Genomic DNA, 16,266 nt, shown 5'->3' with positions numbered 1-16,266 from the left:
CGTCGCAGGGAGCGGAGAGAGGGGCTCGGGATGGGCAGGCATTACGACCTCGTCGTGGTCGGCGCGGGCATCGTCGGTCTCGGGCACGCCGTCGCCGCACTCCGCCGTGGGCTCACCGTCGCCGTGGTGGACCGCGCGTCCGGGATCACCGGAGCCTCCGTCCGCAACTCCGGCCACCTCTGCGTCACGGGCCAGGAGGGCGAGGCCCGCGCGTACGCGGAGCTGGCGCGCGAGCTGTGGCTGACGCTCGCGCCGGAGGCGGGATTCTGGCTGGGCGAGACCGGCACCATGGTCGTGGCCCGGGCGGAGGACGAGCTGGCGGTGCTGGAGGAGTTCCGAGAGCGCCGCGGCGGCCAGGACGCCCGCATCCTGACTCCTGCCGAGGTGCGTGACCGGGTGCCGGTCGCCGACGGCGTCGCAGTCGGCGGTGCGTTCCTGCCCGCCGACCTCCAGGTCGACCCGCGGGAAGCGCCCACCGCGATCGGCCGGTGGCTCGACGCGCACGGTGTCGACTTCTTCTGGCAGACGGCTGTGGTCGGCGTCGAGACGGGACGCGTCCACACCACCCGCGGCCGGCTCGCCGGGGACGCCGTGGTCGTCGCGGTCGATCACGACCTCGATCAGCTGTTCCCCGGCCTCGCCGACGATCACGGGATCCGGCGCTGCGCGGTCGACATGATGCTGCTGGAGGCGGAGCTCGACCGTCCGCTCACCTCGCCGCTGCTCACCGGCTGGTCGCTCCTGCGCTACGCCGGCTTCGCGCGCACGCCGAGCGCCTCCGCCCTGCACGACCGGCTCGCGGCCGAGCACCCGGCGCTCGCCGCGCTCGACGCGAACCAGCTGTACACGCAGCGCGCCGACGGCGCGCTCCTGATCGGCGGAACGCAGCACCGGAGCGAGGACGTGTCGCCGTTCCAGCTCGAAGGCGCGTTCGACCTGCTGCTGGAGCAGGCACGGGAGCTATTCGGGACGGCGGACTTGCGCGTCCGGGAGCGCTGGCAGGGCGTGTACGCGTCGGCGCCCGACGAGTTCCTCGTCGCCTCACCCGCTCCGGCCGTCCGTGTCGTCTCGGTGACGGCGGGCATCGGCATGACCACCGGTCTCGGCCTCGCCGACCGGGTCGTCGACGAGCTGTTCGCCGGCGCCCTCGGGTCCCTCACCTCCGCGGGCTCCGCAGCCCGCGCCCGCTAGCCGCACCGCACGAAAGGCACCACCATGACCCCTGACGGCCGCATCACCAGCGAGTTCGACGACGTGACCGTGGAGGCGACGGGCTTCGGGACGGAATCCACCGACGACGAGGACTGGGACGCCTTCGACGACGGCCTCGACGACGACGCGGCCGTGCGGGCGGAGGACCGCGGCGACGACGGCCGGGACGACGACCTCGCCGACCTGGAGCTCGTCGTGCTCTCCCTCGCGGGCACGACCCTGCTCGACGACGGGCTGGTGGAGCGCGCCTTCGAGCGCGCGGCCGACGCTGCAGGGATCGCTCCGGCCCCGGCCGCCCGTCAGGACGCCCTGGACTTCGCGCGCCAGGCCGTCGTCCGGTCGCCTCTCGCGGTGTTCCGCACCCTGACGGGCGACGACGACCAGGCGCAGCACGCCGCCGCCGTGTTCTCGTCCGCATATGCAGACATCGCCGCCGTCGGCGGCCTCGGAGCCGTCCCGGGCGCCGAGGACGTCATCCGGCTCCTCCGCGCCACCGGCGTCAAGGTCGCCCTCGTGACCGGCCTGTCGCAGACCGCCCAGGACGCGGTGCTCGCCGCCGTCGGCTGGCGTGACGTCGCCGACGTGGCGCTGAGCGCGGACGACGCGGGCCGCGCCCGGCCATTCCCCGATCTCCCTCTGACGGCCCTGCTGCGCACCGGCACCTCCAGCGTCGAGGGGATGGTCGTCGTCGGCGACACCCCGGCCGACATCGCGTCGGGCATCGCCGCCGGTGCCGGGCTCGTCGTCGGCGTGCTGACCGGTGCGCACGACGAACGCACCCTGCTGGATGCCGGGGCCGACGCCGTGCTGCCCAGTGTTGCCGACCTCCCCGAGCTCCTCGGCTACCACGACCTCGCCGGGCTCGGCGCCCGGTGACGGTCAAGGCGGTGACCCCGCGCGTCGTGGAGCCGCCGGCGCGCCTGGGGATGGGGGTCAGCGTGTATCCGTCCGCCACCGCCATGGTGTGGCCGGGGGAGGGGCACGCCCACGAGGCGGTCGCCGTGCCCGGCGTGCGCCTGGCGCCGGGGGACGTGCTCGTGGAGGTGGAGCTCGCGACCGTCTGCGGCTCCGACGTGCACACTGTGCTCGGCCACCGGCAGGCGCAGGCGCCGCTGGTGCTCGGCCACGAGCAGGTCGGCCGCGTCGTCGCGCTCGGCCGCGGCGGCGCGAAGACGACCGACGGACACCGCGTCTCGCTGGGCGAGCGCGTCGTCTGGTCGGTCGCGGTGCCGTGCGGGCGCTGCGCCCGCTGCCGACGCGGCCTTCCGCAGAAGTGCGCAGGCCTCCAGAAGTACGGCCACGAGCGGATGCGCCGCGGCTGGGAGCTGTCCGGCGGCTTCGCCACGCACACCCACATCCTCGACGGGACCCCGCTCGTGCGGGTCCCGGACGACATCCCGGCGGAGGTGCTCGCCCCGGCCTCCTGCTCGACGGCGACCGTGGCCGCAGCCCTGGAGGCCGCGTCCGTCATCGTCCCGCTTGAGGGCGCGCTCGTGCTCGTCGCCGGCGCCGGGATGCTCGGCCTCACCGCGACCGCGATGGCGACGGAGGCCGGCGCCCGCGTCGTCGTGAGCGAGCCGCTGCCCGAGCGCAGGGAGGCGGCGCTCGCCTTCGGCGCCATCGGCGTGGCCGACCCGCGCGCCGCCGCCGGCTCCCCCTCCGGTCTCGCCTCCGTGCTGGCGAAGGCGGGCGGCCGGGCGCCGGCGCCGACGATCGCGCTGGAGCTCTCCGGCAACCCCTCCGCCGTCCGCTCCCTGCTCGCCGCGGTCGACGTCGGCGGGGTGCTCGTGCTCGTGGGGTCGGTCTGCCCCGGGCCGGAGCTCGGGATCGTGCCGGAGCAGCTCGTGCGGCGCCTGCTCACGATCCGCGGCGTCCACAACTATGCGCCGCGCCACCTGGAGCAGGCGGTCCGCTTCCTCGCCGAGACGTGGCAGCGCTACCCGTTCGCCGAGCAGGTCGGGGAGACCTTCCCGCTGGCCGAGGTGGATCGGGCGCTCGCCGCGACGACGCACCCGCGGGTCGCGGTGCGGCCGTAGCCTGGGGTGGTGTTCGACCGCTTCTTCGATCTCATCCGGGCCGTGCCGGAGCCCGCGGACGCCGAGCTGCTGTACGGCGACGACGAGCTCGGGCGGCTGCGGGAGCGCAACCTCCGGCGCTACCTGGAGGGGCCGCACGCGCCCGTCCTGCTGCTCGGGGAGGCGCCCGGCTGGCGCGGGATGACCGTCACCGGCGTGCCGTTCACCTCCGTCCGCGAGGTGGAGGCCGGGGTGCTGCCGGGGCTGGAGCTGCCGCCGGAGCCGCAGGCACCGTGGGAGGCGTCGAGCCGCGTCTTCTGGCAGACCATGGCGCAGTGGCGGGGCCCCCTCCCGCTGTCGTGGCCGGTCTACCCGCACCACCCGTTCGTGGCGGGGAAGCCGCAGACGAACCGAACGCCGCGCTCCTCCGAGGTGCGCGCGGGCGGCCCTGTCGCCCTGGAGCTCATCGAGTCGCTCGGCATCGAGACCGTGGTCGCCGTCGGCCGGAAGGCGCAGGGCGCGCTCGCCGAGGCCGGCATCGAGGCGCCGGCGATCCGCCACCCCGCCCAGGGCGGAGCGCGGATGTTCACCGATCAGCTCCTCGCCCTGAACCGGGCCATGCGCGATTCCTGACCCCCGCCCCCGACGCCGACACGTGAGTAATCGCGGCAATCTTCGCCGAGTGGGGACAAGATGTCGCAACTCGGCGGGCGGCCGCTCAGCCGAGGGGGGTGGCCTGGCGGTGCTGGGCCACCTTGTCCAGGTAGACGGCGGCGTTCTGGGCGATGCCGCGCAGCTCCTCGTCGGTGAGCTCGCGGCGCACCTTGGCCGGCACCCCGGCGACCAGTGAGCGCGGCGGGATGTCGGCTCCCTGCGTCACGACGGCGCCGGCGGCCACCAGCGACCCGGTACCGATGCAGGCTCCGTTGAGGACGGTCGCGCTCATCCCGATCAGCACGTCGTCCTCGATCGTGCAGCCGTGCAGCACCGCGTTGTGACCGACCGACACCCGCTCCCCGACCGTCAGCGGGAACGCGGGATCGACGTGCGCCGACACGTTGTCCTGGAGGTTGGAGTCGCGCCCGATGACGATGGGCGCGTTGTCGGCCCGCACCACCGCGCCGTACCAGACGCTCGAGCCCGGTGCCAGCGTGACGTCGCCGACGACGGTCGCGTTCGGTGCAACCCAGGCGTCGTCCGCGACGCGCGGCGCGCGGTCTCCGGGGAGTGAGAGAAGCATCGGCGATTCCTTTCCTGTCGGACGGATGTCACGCTACCGCCCTTGACCGTTCACTGTTCCGTACCGTATATTCCTCTTGGAATAATCGAACTGGAAGTCGAGATGGCCGAACCACACACCCTCACCCCCCTCGCCGTCGCCGCGCTCGCGCTGCTGGCCGAGCGTCCGTCGCATCCGTACGAGATGTACCAGACGCTCATGCAGCGCTCGGAGGACCGCCTGGTCAAAGTGCGCCCCGGCTCGCTGTACCACACGGTCGACCGGCTGGAGGCCCACGGCCTCGTCCGCGCGACCGGCACCGAACGCGAGGGCAACCGGCCCGAGCGCACCACCTACGAGATCACGGACGAGGGCACGCGTTCCCTCGGCGAGCGGATCACCGAGATCATCGGCACGCCCGTCAACGAGTACCCCGAGTTCCCGCTCGGTCTGGGCGAGGCGCACAACCTCCCGCTCGAGACCGTCGTCGCGCTCCTGCGCAAGCGGGTCTCGCTCATCCGGGCCGACACGGCGGTCCTGGAGGACGCCGTCGAGCACCTCACCCAGCGCGGTGTCCCCGCCAAGTACTGGGTCGACGTCCGCTACCAGCGCGCGCTGGCGGCGGCGGACGCCGATCTGCTGGAATCCCTGATCGCAGACCTCGAATCGGGCGTAGTGTCCTGGTCCGAGGACGAGCACTGAGAGAAGAACCATGGAACGTCAACTGAAGCCCTGGCCGGCCCTCTGGGCCCTCGTCATCGGGTTCTTCATGATCCTGATCGACACGACCATCGTGTCCGTCGCGAACCCGTCGATCATGAAGGGCCTGAACCTCGGCACCGACTACAACTCCGTCATCTGGGTGACGAGCGCCTACCTGCTCGCCTACGCCGTCCCGCTGCTCATCACCGGGCGGCTCGGCGACCGGTTCGGCCCGAAGAACCTCTACCTGATCGGCCTCGTCATCTTCACCGCGGCCTCCGCCTGGTGCGGTTTCGCCGGCCACATCGGCATCCTGATCGCGGCCCGCGTCGTGCAGGGCCTCGGCGCGGCGCTGATGACGCCGCAGACGATGGCCGTCATCACCCGCATCTTCCCGCCCGAGCGCCGCGGTGCGGCCATGGGCCTGTGGGGCGCCGTGGCCGGTGTCGCCACCCTGGTCGGCCCGCTGCTCGGCGGCGTTCTCGTCGACAGCCTGGGATGGGAGTGGATCTTCTTCATCAACGTGCCCGTCGGCATCGTGGCGTTCATCCTGGCGATGCGCCTGGTGCCGAAGCTGCCGACGCACACCCACAGCTTCGACATCCTCGGCGTCGTCCTCTCGGCCGTCGGCATGTTCCTGCTGGTGTTCGGCATCCAGGAGGGCAGCACCTACGACTGGGGCGTCATCTGGGGCCCGATCTCGGTGTGGGGGCTCATCATCGCCGGCATCGTGGTGCTCGCCGCGTTCGTCGTCTGGCAGGCGTTCAACAAGAAGGAGCCGCTGCTCCCGCTGCCGCTGTTCCGCGACCGCAACTTCTCGCTCTCGAACGGTGCGATCACCACGGTCGGCTTCGCCGTCACCTGTATGGCGCTCCCGCTGGTGTTCTACTTCCAGACCGTGCGAGGCCTGACCCCGACCGAGTCCGCGCTGATGCTCGCCCCCACGGCGATCTTCTCCGGCGTGCTCGCGCCGTTCGTCGGCCGCCTGATCGACCGCGTGAACCCGCGCAACATCGCCACCCCTGCACTGGTGCTGTTCGCGTTCGCGCTGTTCCTCTACTCCAGGATGCTGTCGCCGGATGTGAACATCTTCCTGCTGCTCATCCCGAGCGCCCTCATGGGCATCGCGATGTCGGGCGTCTGGGGACCGATCTCCACCACCGCGACCCGCAACCTGCCGATGAACCAGGCCGGAGCCGGTTCGGGGGTCTTCAACACCACGCGCCAGATCGGCGCGGTGCTGGGAAGCGCATCCATCGCCGCCCTCATCTCGGGCCGCCTCGCCGTCGACCTGCCCAAGGCGCCGGGCGGCGCGGCCAACGCCAGCGAGGCCGCGGCGGGTACGGAGCTGCCGCAGTTCCTGCACGCCGGCTTCACGCAGGCGATGTCGGAGGCGCTGCTGCTGCCCGCGGCCGTCGCGTTCCTGGGTGCGCTCGTCGTGGTGTGGTGGGAGCGGCCGAAGCCGCCGGCGTGGGCCAAGCCCGCCGCCGCCGGTGCTCCGGCGGAGGCAGCCGCCGCTGCCGGGGCCGCCGAGCCGACGCACGGCGCGCACGCCGCCCCGGTGCCGGTGGACGCCGTCGCGCACGGATCGCACGCCGCGGACATCGCGCCCGCGACCGACGCCGCCCCGGGGGAGGAGCCGCCGCACGGCGTGCACGCCGCACCCGTCGCGGACTGACCCGCACACGAAAAGGAGGTCGCAGCCGAACCGGCTGCGACCTCCTCCGCGTCTCAGGCCGCCGAGACCACCCTTACCGCGTTCGCCCACGGATCGTCGAACGTGACCGACCTCCCGTCGTCGCGCGACGCGATGCCGTAGTGCTTCATCCGCTCGCTCAGCTCGCCGACGTCGTCCGAGGACGGCACCCGGATCTCCACCTCGCCGAGCCCGAGCGCCAGCTGCCGGCGCCCCGCGCCGCGGCTGTTCCACGTGTTCATCGCCATGTGGTGGTGGTAGCCGCCCGCGCTCACGAACAGGGCGCTCCCGCCGAGCGCGGCCGTCGTCTCGAAGCCGAGCCGGTCGACGTAGAACGTGCGGGCCGACTCGACGTCGCCCACGGAGAGGTGCACGTGGCCGACGCCCGCGTCGCCGAACGGGGTGGCGCCGTCCTCCTGGGCGAGGGCGAGCGCGCGCTCGGTGAGGTGCTCCTCGAGGAAGCCGTTGGGGTCGAGGTAGAGCGTCGCCATCTCGACCTGGCCGTGCGTCCAGCTCCATTGGCTGCGGTCGCGGTCCCAGTACAGCTCGACGCCGTTCCCCTCCGGGTCGGTGAAGTAGAACGCCGTGCTCACCAGGTGGTCGGCGCTGCCGGTGAAGGTGCCGGGCGCGCGCCGGGCCACCGAGTACACCGCGGCCGCCAGGGCCTCCTGCGTGTCGAACAGGATCGCGGTGTGGAAGAGTCCCGCCTGGCCGGGCGACGCGTGCCGCAGCTCCGGCGCGTGCACCAGGATCACCGCGGGCGTCGCGCCGCGGCCCAGGATGACCCGGTCGCCCTCGGCGGCGAGCACGCTCAGCGTGACGGCGTCGCGGTAGTAGCGGGTCATGGCGTCGAGGTCGGCGACGCGGAGGGTGACGGCGCCCATGGCGGAGTCGGCGGGCAGGAGATCGGACATGTAGAGCAGAACACCCGCCCGACCGGGACTATTTCATGTCTCGATCGCGCCGCCGGTCTCGGCGAGGTAGCGGCGGAGGGTGAGCGTCGGGTCCTCGGCCTGGCGGTGGCGGTAGCGGGCGAAGTCGAGCTGGTCGCGCAACGACGATCCCGTGCGCATGCGCTCGGCCTGCGCGCCTTCGACCGTCTGGATGCGAAGGGCTTCCGCGAACAGCTGCTCGCGGTCGCCCGCGGCCAGCACGAGCACTCCGTCGTCGTCCCCGACCACCCAATGGTCGGCGGTCACGGTCACCCCGTCGAGGAACGCGGACCGCATCGCGGTGCCGGCGGGCGGTACCCGCCGCGGTCCGAACGGGTGCGACCCTCGGCTGAACACGGGCAGCCCGATCTCGCGCAGCTGCGCACTGTCGCGGTGACGGCCCCAGATGACGGCGCCGGCCATCCCGGCCTCGCGCGCCTCCAGCAGCATGAGGTCGCCGACGCAGGCTTCGTCGTCGCGGCCGCCGTTGTCGACCACCAGCACCGCGCCGGGCGGGGCGTCGTCGATCGTCTCCAGCAGCACATCCACGCTGCCGAGGTGCGTGACCGGGGCGGCCGGCCCGGCGAACGGGCGGCCCGGGAGCAGCGCGACCAGGCTCACGGGAGCCGTGTGCACGGCGATCCCGAGACGCACGGCGGCGTCGGCGATCGCAGCGGTGGCGGGCACTGCGGAGGGTTCGGTGGTGGATTCGGCGGCCATGACGCGACGCTATACCGCCCGGTATGCGCAACTCGGCATGCGGCGGGTGCGCCCGGGTCAGTCCCCGGTCAGGCGCTCCAGGAGCTCGCGGTAACGTGCCGCGGTGCGCTCCACGACCTCGGTGGGCAGCTGCGGCGGGGTGCCGGTCTTGTCCCAGTTCGCCGCCAGCCAGTCGCGCACGATCTGCTTGTCGAAGCTCGCCATGCGCTCCTCGGGCGTCGCCCCGGCGGCGTACGCGGCCGCATCCCAGTACCGGCTGGAGTCGCTGGTCAGCACCTCGTCGGCGAGGGTGATCTCACCGGTGGCACGGTCGGCCCCGAACTCGAACTTCGTGTCTGCGATGATGACGCCGCGCCGCTCGGCGATGGCGGCGCCGCGCTCGTACACGTGCAGCGAGAGACGGCGCAGCTCGTCGGCGATGTCGGGCCCGACCAGCTCGACGGTGCGTTCGAAGCTGATGTTCTCGTCGTGCTCGCCGAGCGGGGCCTTCCACGCCGGCGTGTAGATCGGCTCGGGGAGGCGGTCTCCGTTCTGCAGGCCGGACGGCAGCGGGATGCCGCACACGCTCTGCGACGCCCGGTACTCCGCCCAGCCGCTGCCGGTCAGGTACCCGCGCACGACGCACTCGATCGGGAACATGTCGAGCGGCTTCACCAGCATCGAGCGTCCCGAGACCTCGGCCGGGATGCGCTCCACGACCTGCTCGCCGTCCAGCACGTGGTCGGGGACGAGGTGGTTCGGGACGTCGTCGAGCTGGTCGAACCACCACAGGCTCAGCGTGGTGAGCAGCTCGCCCTTGCCCGGGATGCCCGGCTCGAGCACGTGGTCGAACGCGCTCACCCGGTCGCTGGCGACGACGAGGACGCTGTCGGTGTCGGCCAAGCCCGTCGCGCCCTCGGGCACGTACAGGTCGCGCACCTTGCCCGAGTAGACGTGGACCCATCCCGGAAGTTCGCTCACCCGACCATCGTACGGTGCGGCCGTGTGCGGCCGTGTGCGGCCGGGCGCAGAGCGGCGCCCGCCGGGCAGGGGCCCGTCGGGCGCGCGGGCGCCGCAGCCGTCAGCCGAGCAGCTTCGCCTTGGCGGCGGCGAACTCGTCGTCGGTGAGCACGCCCTGCGTGTGCAGGGTGGCGAGCTGCTGCAGCTGGGCCATCATGTCGTCGCCGCCGCCGGCCGCAGGCGCGGCCTGCTGCTGTGCGGCGAGCTGCTGGGCCGCGGCCTCCTGGGCCATCTGCTGCATCTTCGCCTGCTGCTGTTGCTGCTCGTACTGCTGCTGCTGGGCCGCGGCCTGCTGCTGCTCGTACGCCTGCTGCTGTTCCGCCGCCTGCTGGTCGGCCTGTGCCTGGTACTTCTGCTGCTGATGGTGCTGCACACCGCCGGCCACAGCCGAGGCCGTTCCCGCGACGACCGCCGTGCGCGCCGCCATCCCGATCAATCCCGGGCGTCCGATCCGTCTCAACGGCATGGTCTCCTCCTCAGCTCTCCGTGGTCTCGAGCTCGTCGCTCTCGAGCTCGTCGTACGCCTCCGCGGCGACCGCGTTCAGCACGGGCGCGGGGATGCGCTCGCTGTGCAGGACGACGCCGCCCGACTCGAAGAAGCGGCTCGCCAGCTCCTTCGCCCACCGGTGCTCGATCACGAGGATCGCGCCCGTCGAACCCGGCTGGAGCAGTTGGGCGATCTCCTGCACGTCCTCGTCGCCCGCGATGCCGCTCGCGTCGAGGGTGATGTCGCTCAGCCCGATGTCGCCGTCCATCTCATCCAGCTCGATGATGTCGACACCGCCGTCGGCGTGCCGCTCGATGAAGACCAGGTCGAGCAGGCGGACCGTGCCGCTGTCGACCAGTTCGAGGATCGCATCCACGACCCCCGCCGACGGTCTGTCCGTGTCGAACTGCGCGACCATGAACTCCGCCGGACCGTACTCGAATTCGGCCATCTCTGCCCCTTTCCCGCGGTCCACCCCGCTGTTCACGGGCACCATACTGCGGGCCCGGCGGGCCTGGCTACGCACTCTTTCGCAGGCGCCGGACGGCCCGTGCCGCGCCCGCCGCCTCCCTAGACTGGGACGAGTCGACAGGAGGCGGACCGCCGCTTCCCGGGCGGATCGAGGAGGACCGATGGCTACGATGAACTGGGCGGGCAACTACGAGTACCGGGCGGCGTCACTCGCGAGGCCGCGGTCGGTGGAAGAGCTGCGCGACCTCGTCCTCGGCGCCCCGGAGGTGCGGGCGCTCGGCAGCCGGCACTCGTTCAACGACCTCGCGGACACGCCGGGGCTGCTGGTCAGCACGGCCGACCTGCCCGGCGGGATCCGCATCGACGAGACCGCGCGCACGGTGACCGTCGGCGGCGGCGTGCGCTACGGCGACCTCGCCCACGGGCTGCAGGAAGCCGGCTGGGCCCTGCACAACCTCGCCTCGCTCCCGCACATCTCGGTCGCCGGCGCGATCGCCACGGCGACGCACGGGTCGGGCGACCGCAACGGCAACTTGGCGACCGCGGTCTCCGGCCTCCGCATCCTGGACGGCACGGGCGAACTGGTCGACCTGCGACGCGGCGACGAGGGCTTCGACGGCGCGGTGGTCGGTCTCGGCGCGCTCGGCGTCGTGACCGAGGTGACCCTGGACATCCGGCCCACCTACGACGCGCGGCAGCGGCTGTTCGGCGGTGTCCCGTGGGATGCCGTGCTCGGCCGCTTCGACGAGGTCACGTCGGCCGCGTACAGCGTGAGCCTGTTCACGACGTGGGACGAGCCCGCCGTCTCGCTCGCCTGGCTGAAGGAGCTCGACGGCGTCGAGCCGCTCGTCGGCGACGACTTCTTCGGCGCTCCCGCCCTGACCGAGCCGCGCCACATGATCCCGACGATGGACGTGCGCAACACCACGGATCAGCTCGGCATCGTGGGCCCGTGGAGCGAGCGGCTGGCGCACTTCCGCTTCGCGTTCACCCCGTCGAACGGCGAGGAGATCCAGTCCGAGTACCTGGTGCCGCGGGCGCGGGCGGTGGAGGCGATCGAGGCGGTGCGCCGGCTCGCGCCCGTGGTGGCCCCGCTGCTGCAGATCTCCGAGATCCGCACCGTCGCCGCGGACGAGCTGTGGCTGTCGAGCGCCTACGAGACCGACGTGGTCGGCCTCCACTTCACCTGGGTGCGCGACCAGCAGGGCGTCGAGGCGGTGCTCCCGCAGCTCGAGGCGGAGCTCCTCCCGCTCGGCGCGCGGCCGCACTGGGGAAAGCTCTTCGTCGACCGCGACCGCGTCGTCCCGACCCTCTACCCGCGCCTGGCCGACTTCCGCGCCCTCACCGAGCGCTTCGACCCCGCCGCCCGCTTCCGCAACCCGTACCTCACCCGCCTCCTCGCCTGATCCCCAAGCCAACAGCTCCTGAGTTCTTCGAGCCGCACGCGGCGTTTCGCTCGAAGAACTCAGGAGCTGTCGGCGGCGGGGGAGGGCTCACGAGACGCGGGCGGCGATGTCGGTGCGGTAGTGGGCGCCCTCGAGGTGGATGTGGTGCAGCGCCTCGTAGGCGCGCGCTCGGGCCTCGGCGAAGCCGGTGCCGCGGGCGACGACCGACAGCACGCGGCCGCCGGTCGCGATGAGTGCGCCGTTCTCGTCGCGCGCGGTCGCGGCGTGCGCGATCGTCACTTCGGGAACGCCTGCCGCCTCGGCGAGGCCCGTGATCGGCCGCCCGGTGATCGGCGCCTCCGGGTAGCCCTCGCTGGCCAGCACCACGGTGACCGCGGTGTCGAGTGCGAACTCGGGACGCGGCATCCCGCCGAGGCCGCCGGTCGCCGCCGCGTACAGCAGCGACGACAGCGGGGTGACCAGGCGCGGGAGGACGACCTGCGTCTCCGGGTCCCCGAAGCGCGCGTTGAACTCGATCACCCGGATGCCGCGGTCGGTGACGATGAGGCCGCAGTAGAGCAGCCCGATGAACGGCGTCTGCTCCTTCGCCAGGGTGCGGACGGTCGGCAGCGCGATGGTCTCGATCACCTCGTCGACGAAGGTGTCGGGCAGCCAGGGAAGCGGCGAGTAGGCGCCCATCCCGCCGGTGTTGGGTCCGGCGTCGCCGTCGAGCAGCCGCTTGTAGTCCTGCGCCGGGGACAGCGGGAGGACGTCGTGCCCGTCGCTGACCAGGAAGAGCGACACCTCCTGGCCGTCGAGGAACTCCTCCACCAGCACGCCGCCGTGCCGCAGCCAGTGCGTCGCGTGCTCCACCGCGGCTGAGCGCTCCTCCGTGACCAGCACTCCCTTCCCGGCGGCCAGCCCGTCGGCCTTAACCACGTACGGGGCGCCGAACTCGTCGAGCGCGCGCTCCGCCTCGGCGAGCGTCTCCGCGCGCACCGCACGGCCCGTGGGGACGCCGGCGGCGTCCATGATCCGCTTCGCGAACGCTTTCGACCCCTCCAGCTGCGCCGCCGCCTTGCCCGGACCGAACACCGGGATGCCGCGCGTGCGCAGCGGGTCGGCGACGCCGGTGACCAGTGGGGCCTCCGGGCCGATCACGACCAGCTCGATGCCGTTCTCGATCGCGTACTCGGTCACCGCCTGGCCGTCGAGCGGGTCGAGCGCCGGCTCCACGCGCACGTCCTGCGCGATGCCGGCGTTGCCGGGCGCCGCGACGATGTCGTGCTGCTCCTCCTCGGCCAGCAGCGCGGTGATGATGGCGTGCTCACGGGCACCGGAACCGAGGATGAGGATCTTCACGCCCCCCATGGTAGAGAACTCGCGCGTGGAAGGATGGTCCACATGGCCAGAGCGAAGATCGCGGACGAGGTCGGCGGCCCCGCCGTGCGCGCCGCCGTCGCGGGCGGAGCCGACCGGAACACCACGGCGACCGCCGTGCGCTACCTCCTGCAGCTGCTGGCGGAACGCGCCCCCGGCAACACCGTCGAGGTGCGCGTGCCGCCGTTCGGCGCCGTGCAGTGCATCCCCGGTCCCCGGCACACGCGCGGGACGCCGCCCAACGTCATCGAGACCGACGCCGCGACATTCCTCGCGCTGGCGTCGGGCGCGCTGACGTGGGACGAGGGGGTCGCCACCGGCAGCATCCACGCGTCGGGTCAGCGCGCCTCCCTCGAGGGCCTGGTGCCGCTGCGCTACTGAGCCGCGCCGGTCTGTCGCAGGCGTTCCCGGAGCTCCTCCCGTTCTCGCCGGTGCCGAGTGGTCATCTCCGTGCGTTCATCGTCGAAGCGGATGACCACCCGGGTCGCCTCCGACACGTTGTCATCGATCTGAGTGGTTACACGCCGCAGTTCGTGCTGGAACCGGGGGTCGTCCTGGACGCCCGCGGAGCGTGCGATGTCGTAGAAGTGCTCCTGCATGCGGATCATCTGCGAGCGGTAGTAGTGGATGTGCTCCTCCGCCTGCTCGATCCGGTCGCGCGCTGCCGAAGCCTCGCGGTCGTGAGCGTCTTCGAGCTCGCGGAAAGTGGTGTGCTCGGTCATGTGATGCTGTTCACCCCACCGGCGTAGTCAAGGTTCGCGGTGATGTGCTCCACGCCCTGCTCCACCTTCTGGGCGACCTGCCCGGCGAGGATGGCGTTGTGCACGCGCGCGCCGGTCACGGTGAGAGCGGCCTCCGCCGTGAGCGCCTGCACTGCCGTCCACGCGGTGGCCCTTGTCGTGGCGTTCTTGAAGTGGACCATCGGCGGCAGCATCGCGTGCAGCATTCCTACCGCGGCGGAATGGATCAGGCCGTCGATCCCCGCCCTCACGGCCTCTGCGGCTCCTTCCAGGCCCTCGCCGATTCCGGCGATCAGGTCTTCCAGGTTCTGGCGCGCGAGTTCGCCCTGGTCTGTGAAGTCGGACATCGTCGGTTCCTCGTCTTCCTATCGTCCGCCGAATGCGTTTGCCCAGCGTGCGTCTTGTTCGCCGGCGTGGAGGAGCGCTTTGGTGATGCCGTCGTAGAGCTTGTGGATGGTGTCCACGTGGTCGTCGAGGCGGCGGTTGACCGCGTCGACGGCCTGGTGGTCGAGGTTGTCCTCCACGCGGAGCCGTTCGACGGCGACGCAGTTCTCGATGTCGGCCTCGGTGAGATACGGGATCGTGTAGGCGTTGCTCTTGGCCTCCAGCAGGTTCAGCTGCAGCCGTGCGGCCAGTCCCTCGTTCACGGACTTGATGCTGGTCAGGATGTCGGCGGCGCTGACGATGGTGGAGGCCAAGGACGTCGCCGCCATGGTGTCGATCATGACCATGACCGTGGACACGGACCGGCCGACGCCTTCCCCGATCACCGGGATCTGGAGGGCGGCCATGGCCCCGGCGCCGAGGGCGGCGAGTGGTTCCCGAAGCCTCTGCGGGACCCCGTGGAGGAGGTTCTCCATGATCTCGTACCCGTTCCGGGCGGCCACGCCGGCTCCCTCGATCCGGCCGGTCTCGTCGAAGTCGAATCCGGAGGAGAGATTGTGGTTATCGAACAGACCCTGGAAGGGCTTGCCTGTGACATAGATGGCAGCGCCGGTGCCGTTGCCGTGGGAGTTGCCGATCGCATCCCACTCGTTCACGAAGTTGCGGAACGCGTCCGGATTCGCGGCGATCAACTCCTTCAACCACTTCCTCGCCTCAGGGGACAGCTGATCCCACGGGTCGGGGCCGTTGAAGCTGGTGCACGACCATCGCTTCTCCGCGGCGACCAGCATCGCCAGGAAGCCACCCAGGGAGTGACCCACCGCCGTGAAGTCCGCTCCGGGATACTGGGCGCGTATCGCCTCGGCGTACTTCAACGCCTGCTCCACCTGCGTCGCCGACAGCTTGCCCGCGATGACCGTCTGCGCGTCGCTGTTGAGGTCGGCATGATGGGCAGGATTCGTCCCGGCGAAGGAGACGTAGATCTGCGAGAGGTCAGGCCTCCCATCCGGCAGCAGGGGCGCCACGGTGATCGCCTGAAAACCCGTCACCGGATCACTCACCGGCTCCTCCACGATCTGAAATCGTGGATTGGACGGAGGAATGCCCTGCCCTTTCTCCCAGGGAGGGTTCGTCCAAAGAGGGTCTGCGTTGTAAGCACCATTGGCTATATCGCCGAAGTCTTTGTCGGTGGTCATTTCATCACCTCCGACGTGCCATCGCTATACGTGACGGTGACCGGTCCGGCCATTGAGCCCGGGGGAAGTGTCGGAAAGATGTCGCCCCCGGACAGGTGGATTCCGAGAAGTTCTCGATACTCCTTCCCCTCGATCGTGACGATAGCGTTGGCGTTCCAGTCGCCAGCACCGTTGACGTGCCCCTCACTTGTGAATCGGATGGATTCCAACTCGGGACTCGGGTAGTCGCGGATGGTCTGCTCGGCCACCTTCCGCTGGTTCGCGAGGTTGCCCTCCGTGGATAGCTGTTGGTTCACGATTCCTCCAAAGACCGAACAGCCGCTCAGGCCGCTCGTGGCTCCTGCGGCGATGGTTACGGCAAGCACTGCCGCGACTAATCGCCCGTACAGATAGCGGTGCGTCACTTCAATACCTCCGATGTGCCGTCGCTGTAGATGACCGTGACCGGATCGGGTTTCGACCCCGGCGGAATCGTCGGGAAGACGTCGCCTCCGGAAACGAGCGTTCCAAGAATCTCTTGGTATTCCTTTCCATCGATCGTCACGACCGCGTTTGCGGACCACCCGCCGCTGCCATTGATGTGGCCCGCATTCGTGAACCGGATGGATTCGAGCGCCGGATTGGGGTAGTCCGGGATGATCTGCTCGGCCACCTTCCGCTGATTCACTAAGTTCTCCTTCGTGGTCAGCTGCTGGTTCACTACGCCTCGAAAAACCCAACAGCCACTC

At 71.4% G+C, this 16,266-nt stretch carries 20 protein-coding genes; 8 read left to right on the top strand and 12 right to left on the bottom strand.

The features are described from left to right. The first annotated feature begins 30 nt into the window (after positions 1-30). The 4 genes from HNO83_RS06780 to HNO83_RS06765 are packed head-to-tail and all read left to right on the top strand — an operon-like array spanning position 31 to position 3,860. Positions 31-1,191, top strand: coding sequence for a TIGR03364 family FAD-dependent oxidoreductase (locus tag HNO83_RS06780; RefSeq protein WP_175336768.1), 1,161 nt, complete (start codon positions 31-33; stop codon positions 1,189-1,191). 24 nt (positions 1,192-1,215) lie between these two features. Continuing rightward, positions 1,216-2,088: an HAD family hydrolase gene (locus tag HNO83_RS06775; protein ID WP_175336767.1), complete on the top strand. Its 873-nt coding sequence runs from the start codon at positions 1,216-1,218 to the stop codon at positions 2,086-2,088. Positions 2,089-2,099: 11 nt separating this feature from the next. Then, the gene (locus HNO83_RS06770) at positions 2,100-3,248 is read left to right on the top strand and encodes a zinc-binding dehydrogenase (RefSeq protein WP_349627100.1); all 1,149 of its coding nucleotides are present in this window, start codon (positions 2,100-2,102) and stop codon (positions 3,246-3,248) included. Positions 3,249-3,257: 9 nt separating this feature from the next. Further along, positions 3,258-3,860, top strand: a complete 603-nt coding sequence (locus HNO83_RS06765) for a uracil-DNA glycosylase (RefSeq protein ID WP_349627099.1) — start codon at positions 3,258-3,260, stop codon at positions 3,858-3,860. An 85-nt stretch (positions 3,861-3,945) separates the two neighbouring features. Here the strand turns inward: HNO83_RS06765 and HNO83_RS06760 are convergent, their stop codons facing one another. Next, a complete protein-coding gene (locus HNO83_RS06760) occupies positions 3,946-4,467 on the bottom strand; it encodes a gamma carbonic anhydrase family protein (RefSeq protein WP_175336764.1) in 522 nt (173 codons plus the stop codon). Positions 4,468-4,569: 102 nt separating this feature from the next. Here HNO83_RS06760 and HNO83_RS06755 point away from each other — a divergent pair, with 102 nt between their 5' ends. Together HNO83_RS06755 and HNO83_RS06750 are read left to right on the top strand one after the other, a co-directional pair. After that, positions 4,570-5,148 (top strand): PadR family transcriptional regulator, encoded by a 579-nt coding sequence (locus HNO83_RS06755; RefSeq protein WP_175336763.1) that lies wholly within the window; start codon positions 4,570-4,572, stop codon positions 5,146-5,148. Between the two features lie 10 nt (positions 5,149-5,158). After that, positions 5,159-6,826, top strand: coding sequence for a DHA2 family efflux MFS transporter permease subunit (locus HNO83_RS06750; protein ID WP_175336762.1), 1,668 nt, complete (start codon positions 5,159-5,161; stop codon positions 6,824-6,826). Positions 6,827-6,879: 53 nt separating this feature from the next. Here the strand turns inward: HNO83_RS06750 and HNO83_RS06745 are convergent, their stop codons facing one another. The 5 genes from HNO83_RS06745 to HNO83_RS06725 form a co-directional block, all read right to left on the bottom strand. After that, positions 6,880-7,758, bottom strand: coding sequence for a VOC family protein (locus HNO83_RS06745; RefSeq protein WP_217498802.1), 879 nt, complete (start codon positions 7,756-7,758; stop codon positions 6,880-6,882). Positions 7,759-7,791: 33 nt separating this feature from the next. After that, positions 7,792-8,496, bottom strand: a complete 705-nt coding sequence (locus HNO83_RS06740; RefSeq protein WP_175336761.1) for an RraA family protein — start codon at positions 8,494-8,496, stop codon at positions 7,792-7,794. Positions 8,497-8,553: 57 nt separating this feature from the next. After that, a complete protein-coding gene (locus tag HNO83_RS06735; protein ID WP_175336760.1) occupies positions 8,554-9,456 on the bottom strand; it encodes a phosphoribosylaminoimidazolesuccinocarboxamide synthase in 903 nt (300 codons plus the stop codon). A gap of 100 nt (positions 9,457-9,556) precedes the next feature. Then, positions 9,557-9,961 carry an SHOCT domain-containing protein gene (locus tag HNO83_RS06730; RefSeq protein ID WP_217498801.1) on the bottom strand — a complete coding sequence of 135 codons (405 nt, stop codon included), beginning with the start codon at positions 9,959-9,961 and terminating at the stop codon, positions 9,557-9,559. 10 nt (positions 9,962-9,971) lie between these two features. Next, positions 9,972-10,433, bottom strand: coding sequence for a DUF6325 family protein (locus tag HNO83_RS06725; RefSeq protein WP_175336759.1), 462 nt, complete (start codon positions 10,431-10,433; stop codon positions 9,972-9,974). 181 nt (positions 10,434-10,614) lie between these two features. Between HNO83_RS06725 and HNO83_RS06720 the strand changes: the two genes are divergently transcribed. Then, on the top strand, positions 10,615-11,859 hold the full coding sequence (locus HNO83_RS06720; protein WP_175336758.1) for an FAD-binding protein: 1,245 nt from the start codon (positions 10,615-10,617) through the stop codon (positions 11,857-11,859). An 87-nt stretch (positions 11,860-11,946) separates the two neighbouring features. On the opposite strand, the gene purD is transcribed toward HNO83_RS06720, so the two are convergent. Beyond that, positions 11,947-13,200 (bottom strand): phosphoribosylamine--glycine ligase, encoded by a 1,254-nt coding sequence (gene purD / locus HNO83_RS06715; protein WP_175336757.1) that lies wholly within the window; start codon positions 13,198-13,200, stop codon positions 11,947-11,949. A gap of 42 nt (positions 13,201-13,242) precedes the next feature. Here purD and HNO83_RS06710 point away from each other — a divergent pair, with 42 nt between their 5' ends. Continuing rightward, positions 13,243-13,599 carry a sterol carrier family protein gene (locus tag HNO83_RS06710; protein ID WP_175336756.1) on the top strand — a complete coding sequence of 119 codons (357 nt, stop codon included), beginning with the start codon at positions 13,243-13,245 and terminating at the stop codon, positions 13,597-13,599. On the opposite strand, the gene HNO83_RS06705 is transcribed toward HNO83_RS06710, so the two are convergent. Genes HNO83_RS06705 through HNO83_RS06685 form a run of 5 tightly spaced genes read right to left on the bottom strand, consistent with a single transcriptional unit; the run spans position 13,593 to position 16,238 of the window. Beyond that, positions 13,593-13,940, bottom strand: a complete 348-nt coding sequence (locus tag HNO83_RS06705) for a hypothetical protein (protein WP_175336755.1) — start codon at positions 13,938-13,940, stop codon at positions 13,593-13,595. The two genes, HNO83_RS06710 and HNO83_RS06705, sit on opposite strands and share 7 nt — an antisense overlap. Beyond that, on the bottom strand, positions 13,937-14,305 hold the full coding sequence (locus HNO83_RS06700; protein ID WP_175336754.1) for a hypothetical protein: 369 nt from the start codon (positions 14,303-14,305) through the stop codon (positions 13,937-13,939). The genes HNO83_RS06705 and HNO83_RS06700 overlap by 4 nt, the downstream gene beginning before the upstream one ends. 18 nt (positions 14,306-14,323) lie before the next feature. Further along, positions 14,324-15,538: an alpha/beta hydrolase gene (locus HNO83_RS06695; RefSeq protein ID WP_217498799.1), complete on the bottom strand. Its 1,215-nt coding sequence runs from the start codon at positions 15,536-15,538 to the stop codon at positions 14,324-14,326. Then, positions 15,535-15,942, bottom strand: a complete 408-nt coding sequence (locus HNO83_RS06690; RefSeq protein ID WP_249776557.1) for a hypothetical protein — start codon at positions 15,940-15,942, stop codon at positions 15,535-15,537. The genes HNO83_RS06695 and HNO83_RS06690 overlap by 4 nt, the downstream gene beginning before the upstream one ends. Next, positions 15,939-16,238 (bottom strand): hypothetical protein, encoded by a 300-nt coding sequence (locus HNO83_RS06685; protein ID WP_175336753.1) that lies wholly within the window; start codon positions 16,236-16,238, stop codon positions 15,939-15,941. Before HNO83_RS06685 ends, HNO83_RS06690 begins: the two co-directional genes overlap by 4 nt. Positions 16,239-16,266 lie beyond the last annotated feature (28 nt).

Source organism: Leifsonia sp. C5G2 (assembly GCF_013359685.1).
GTDB lineage: Bacteria > Actinomycetota > Actinomycetes > Actinomycetales > Microbacteriaceae > Leifsonia.
Note: the sequence above shows the minus strand (reverse complement) of the source record. Positions and strands in the feature narration are given on the sequence as shown.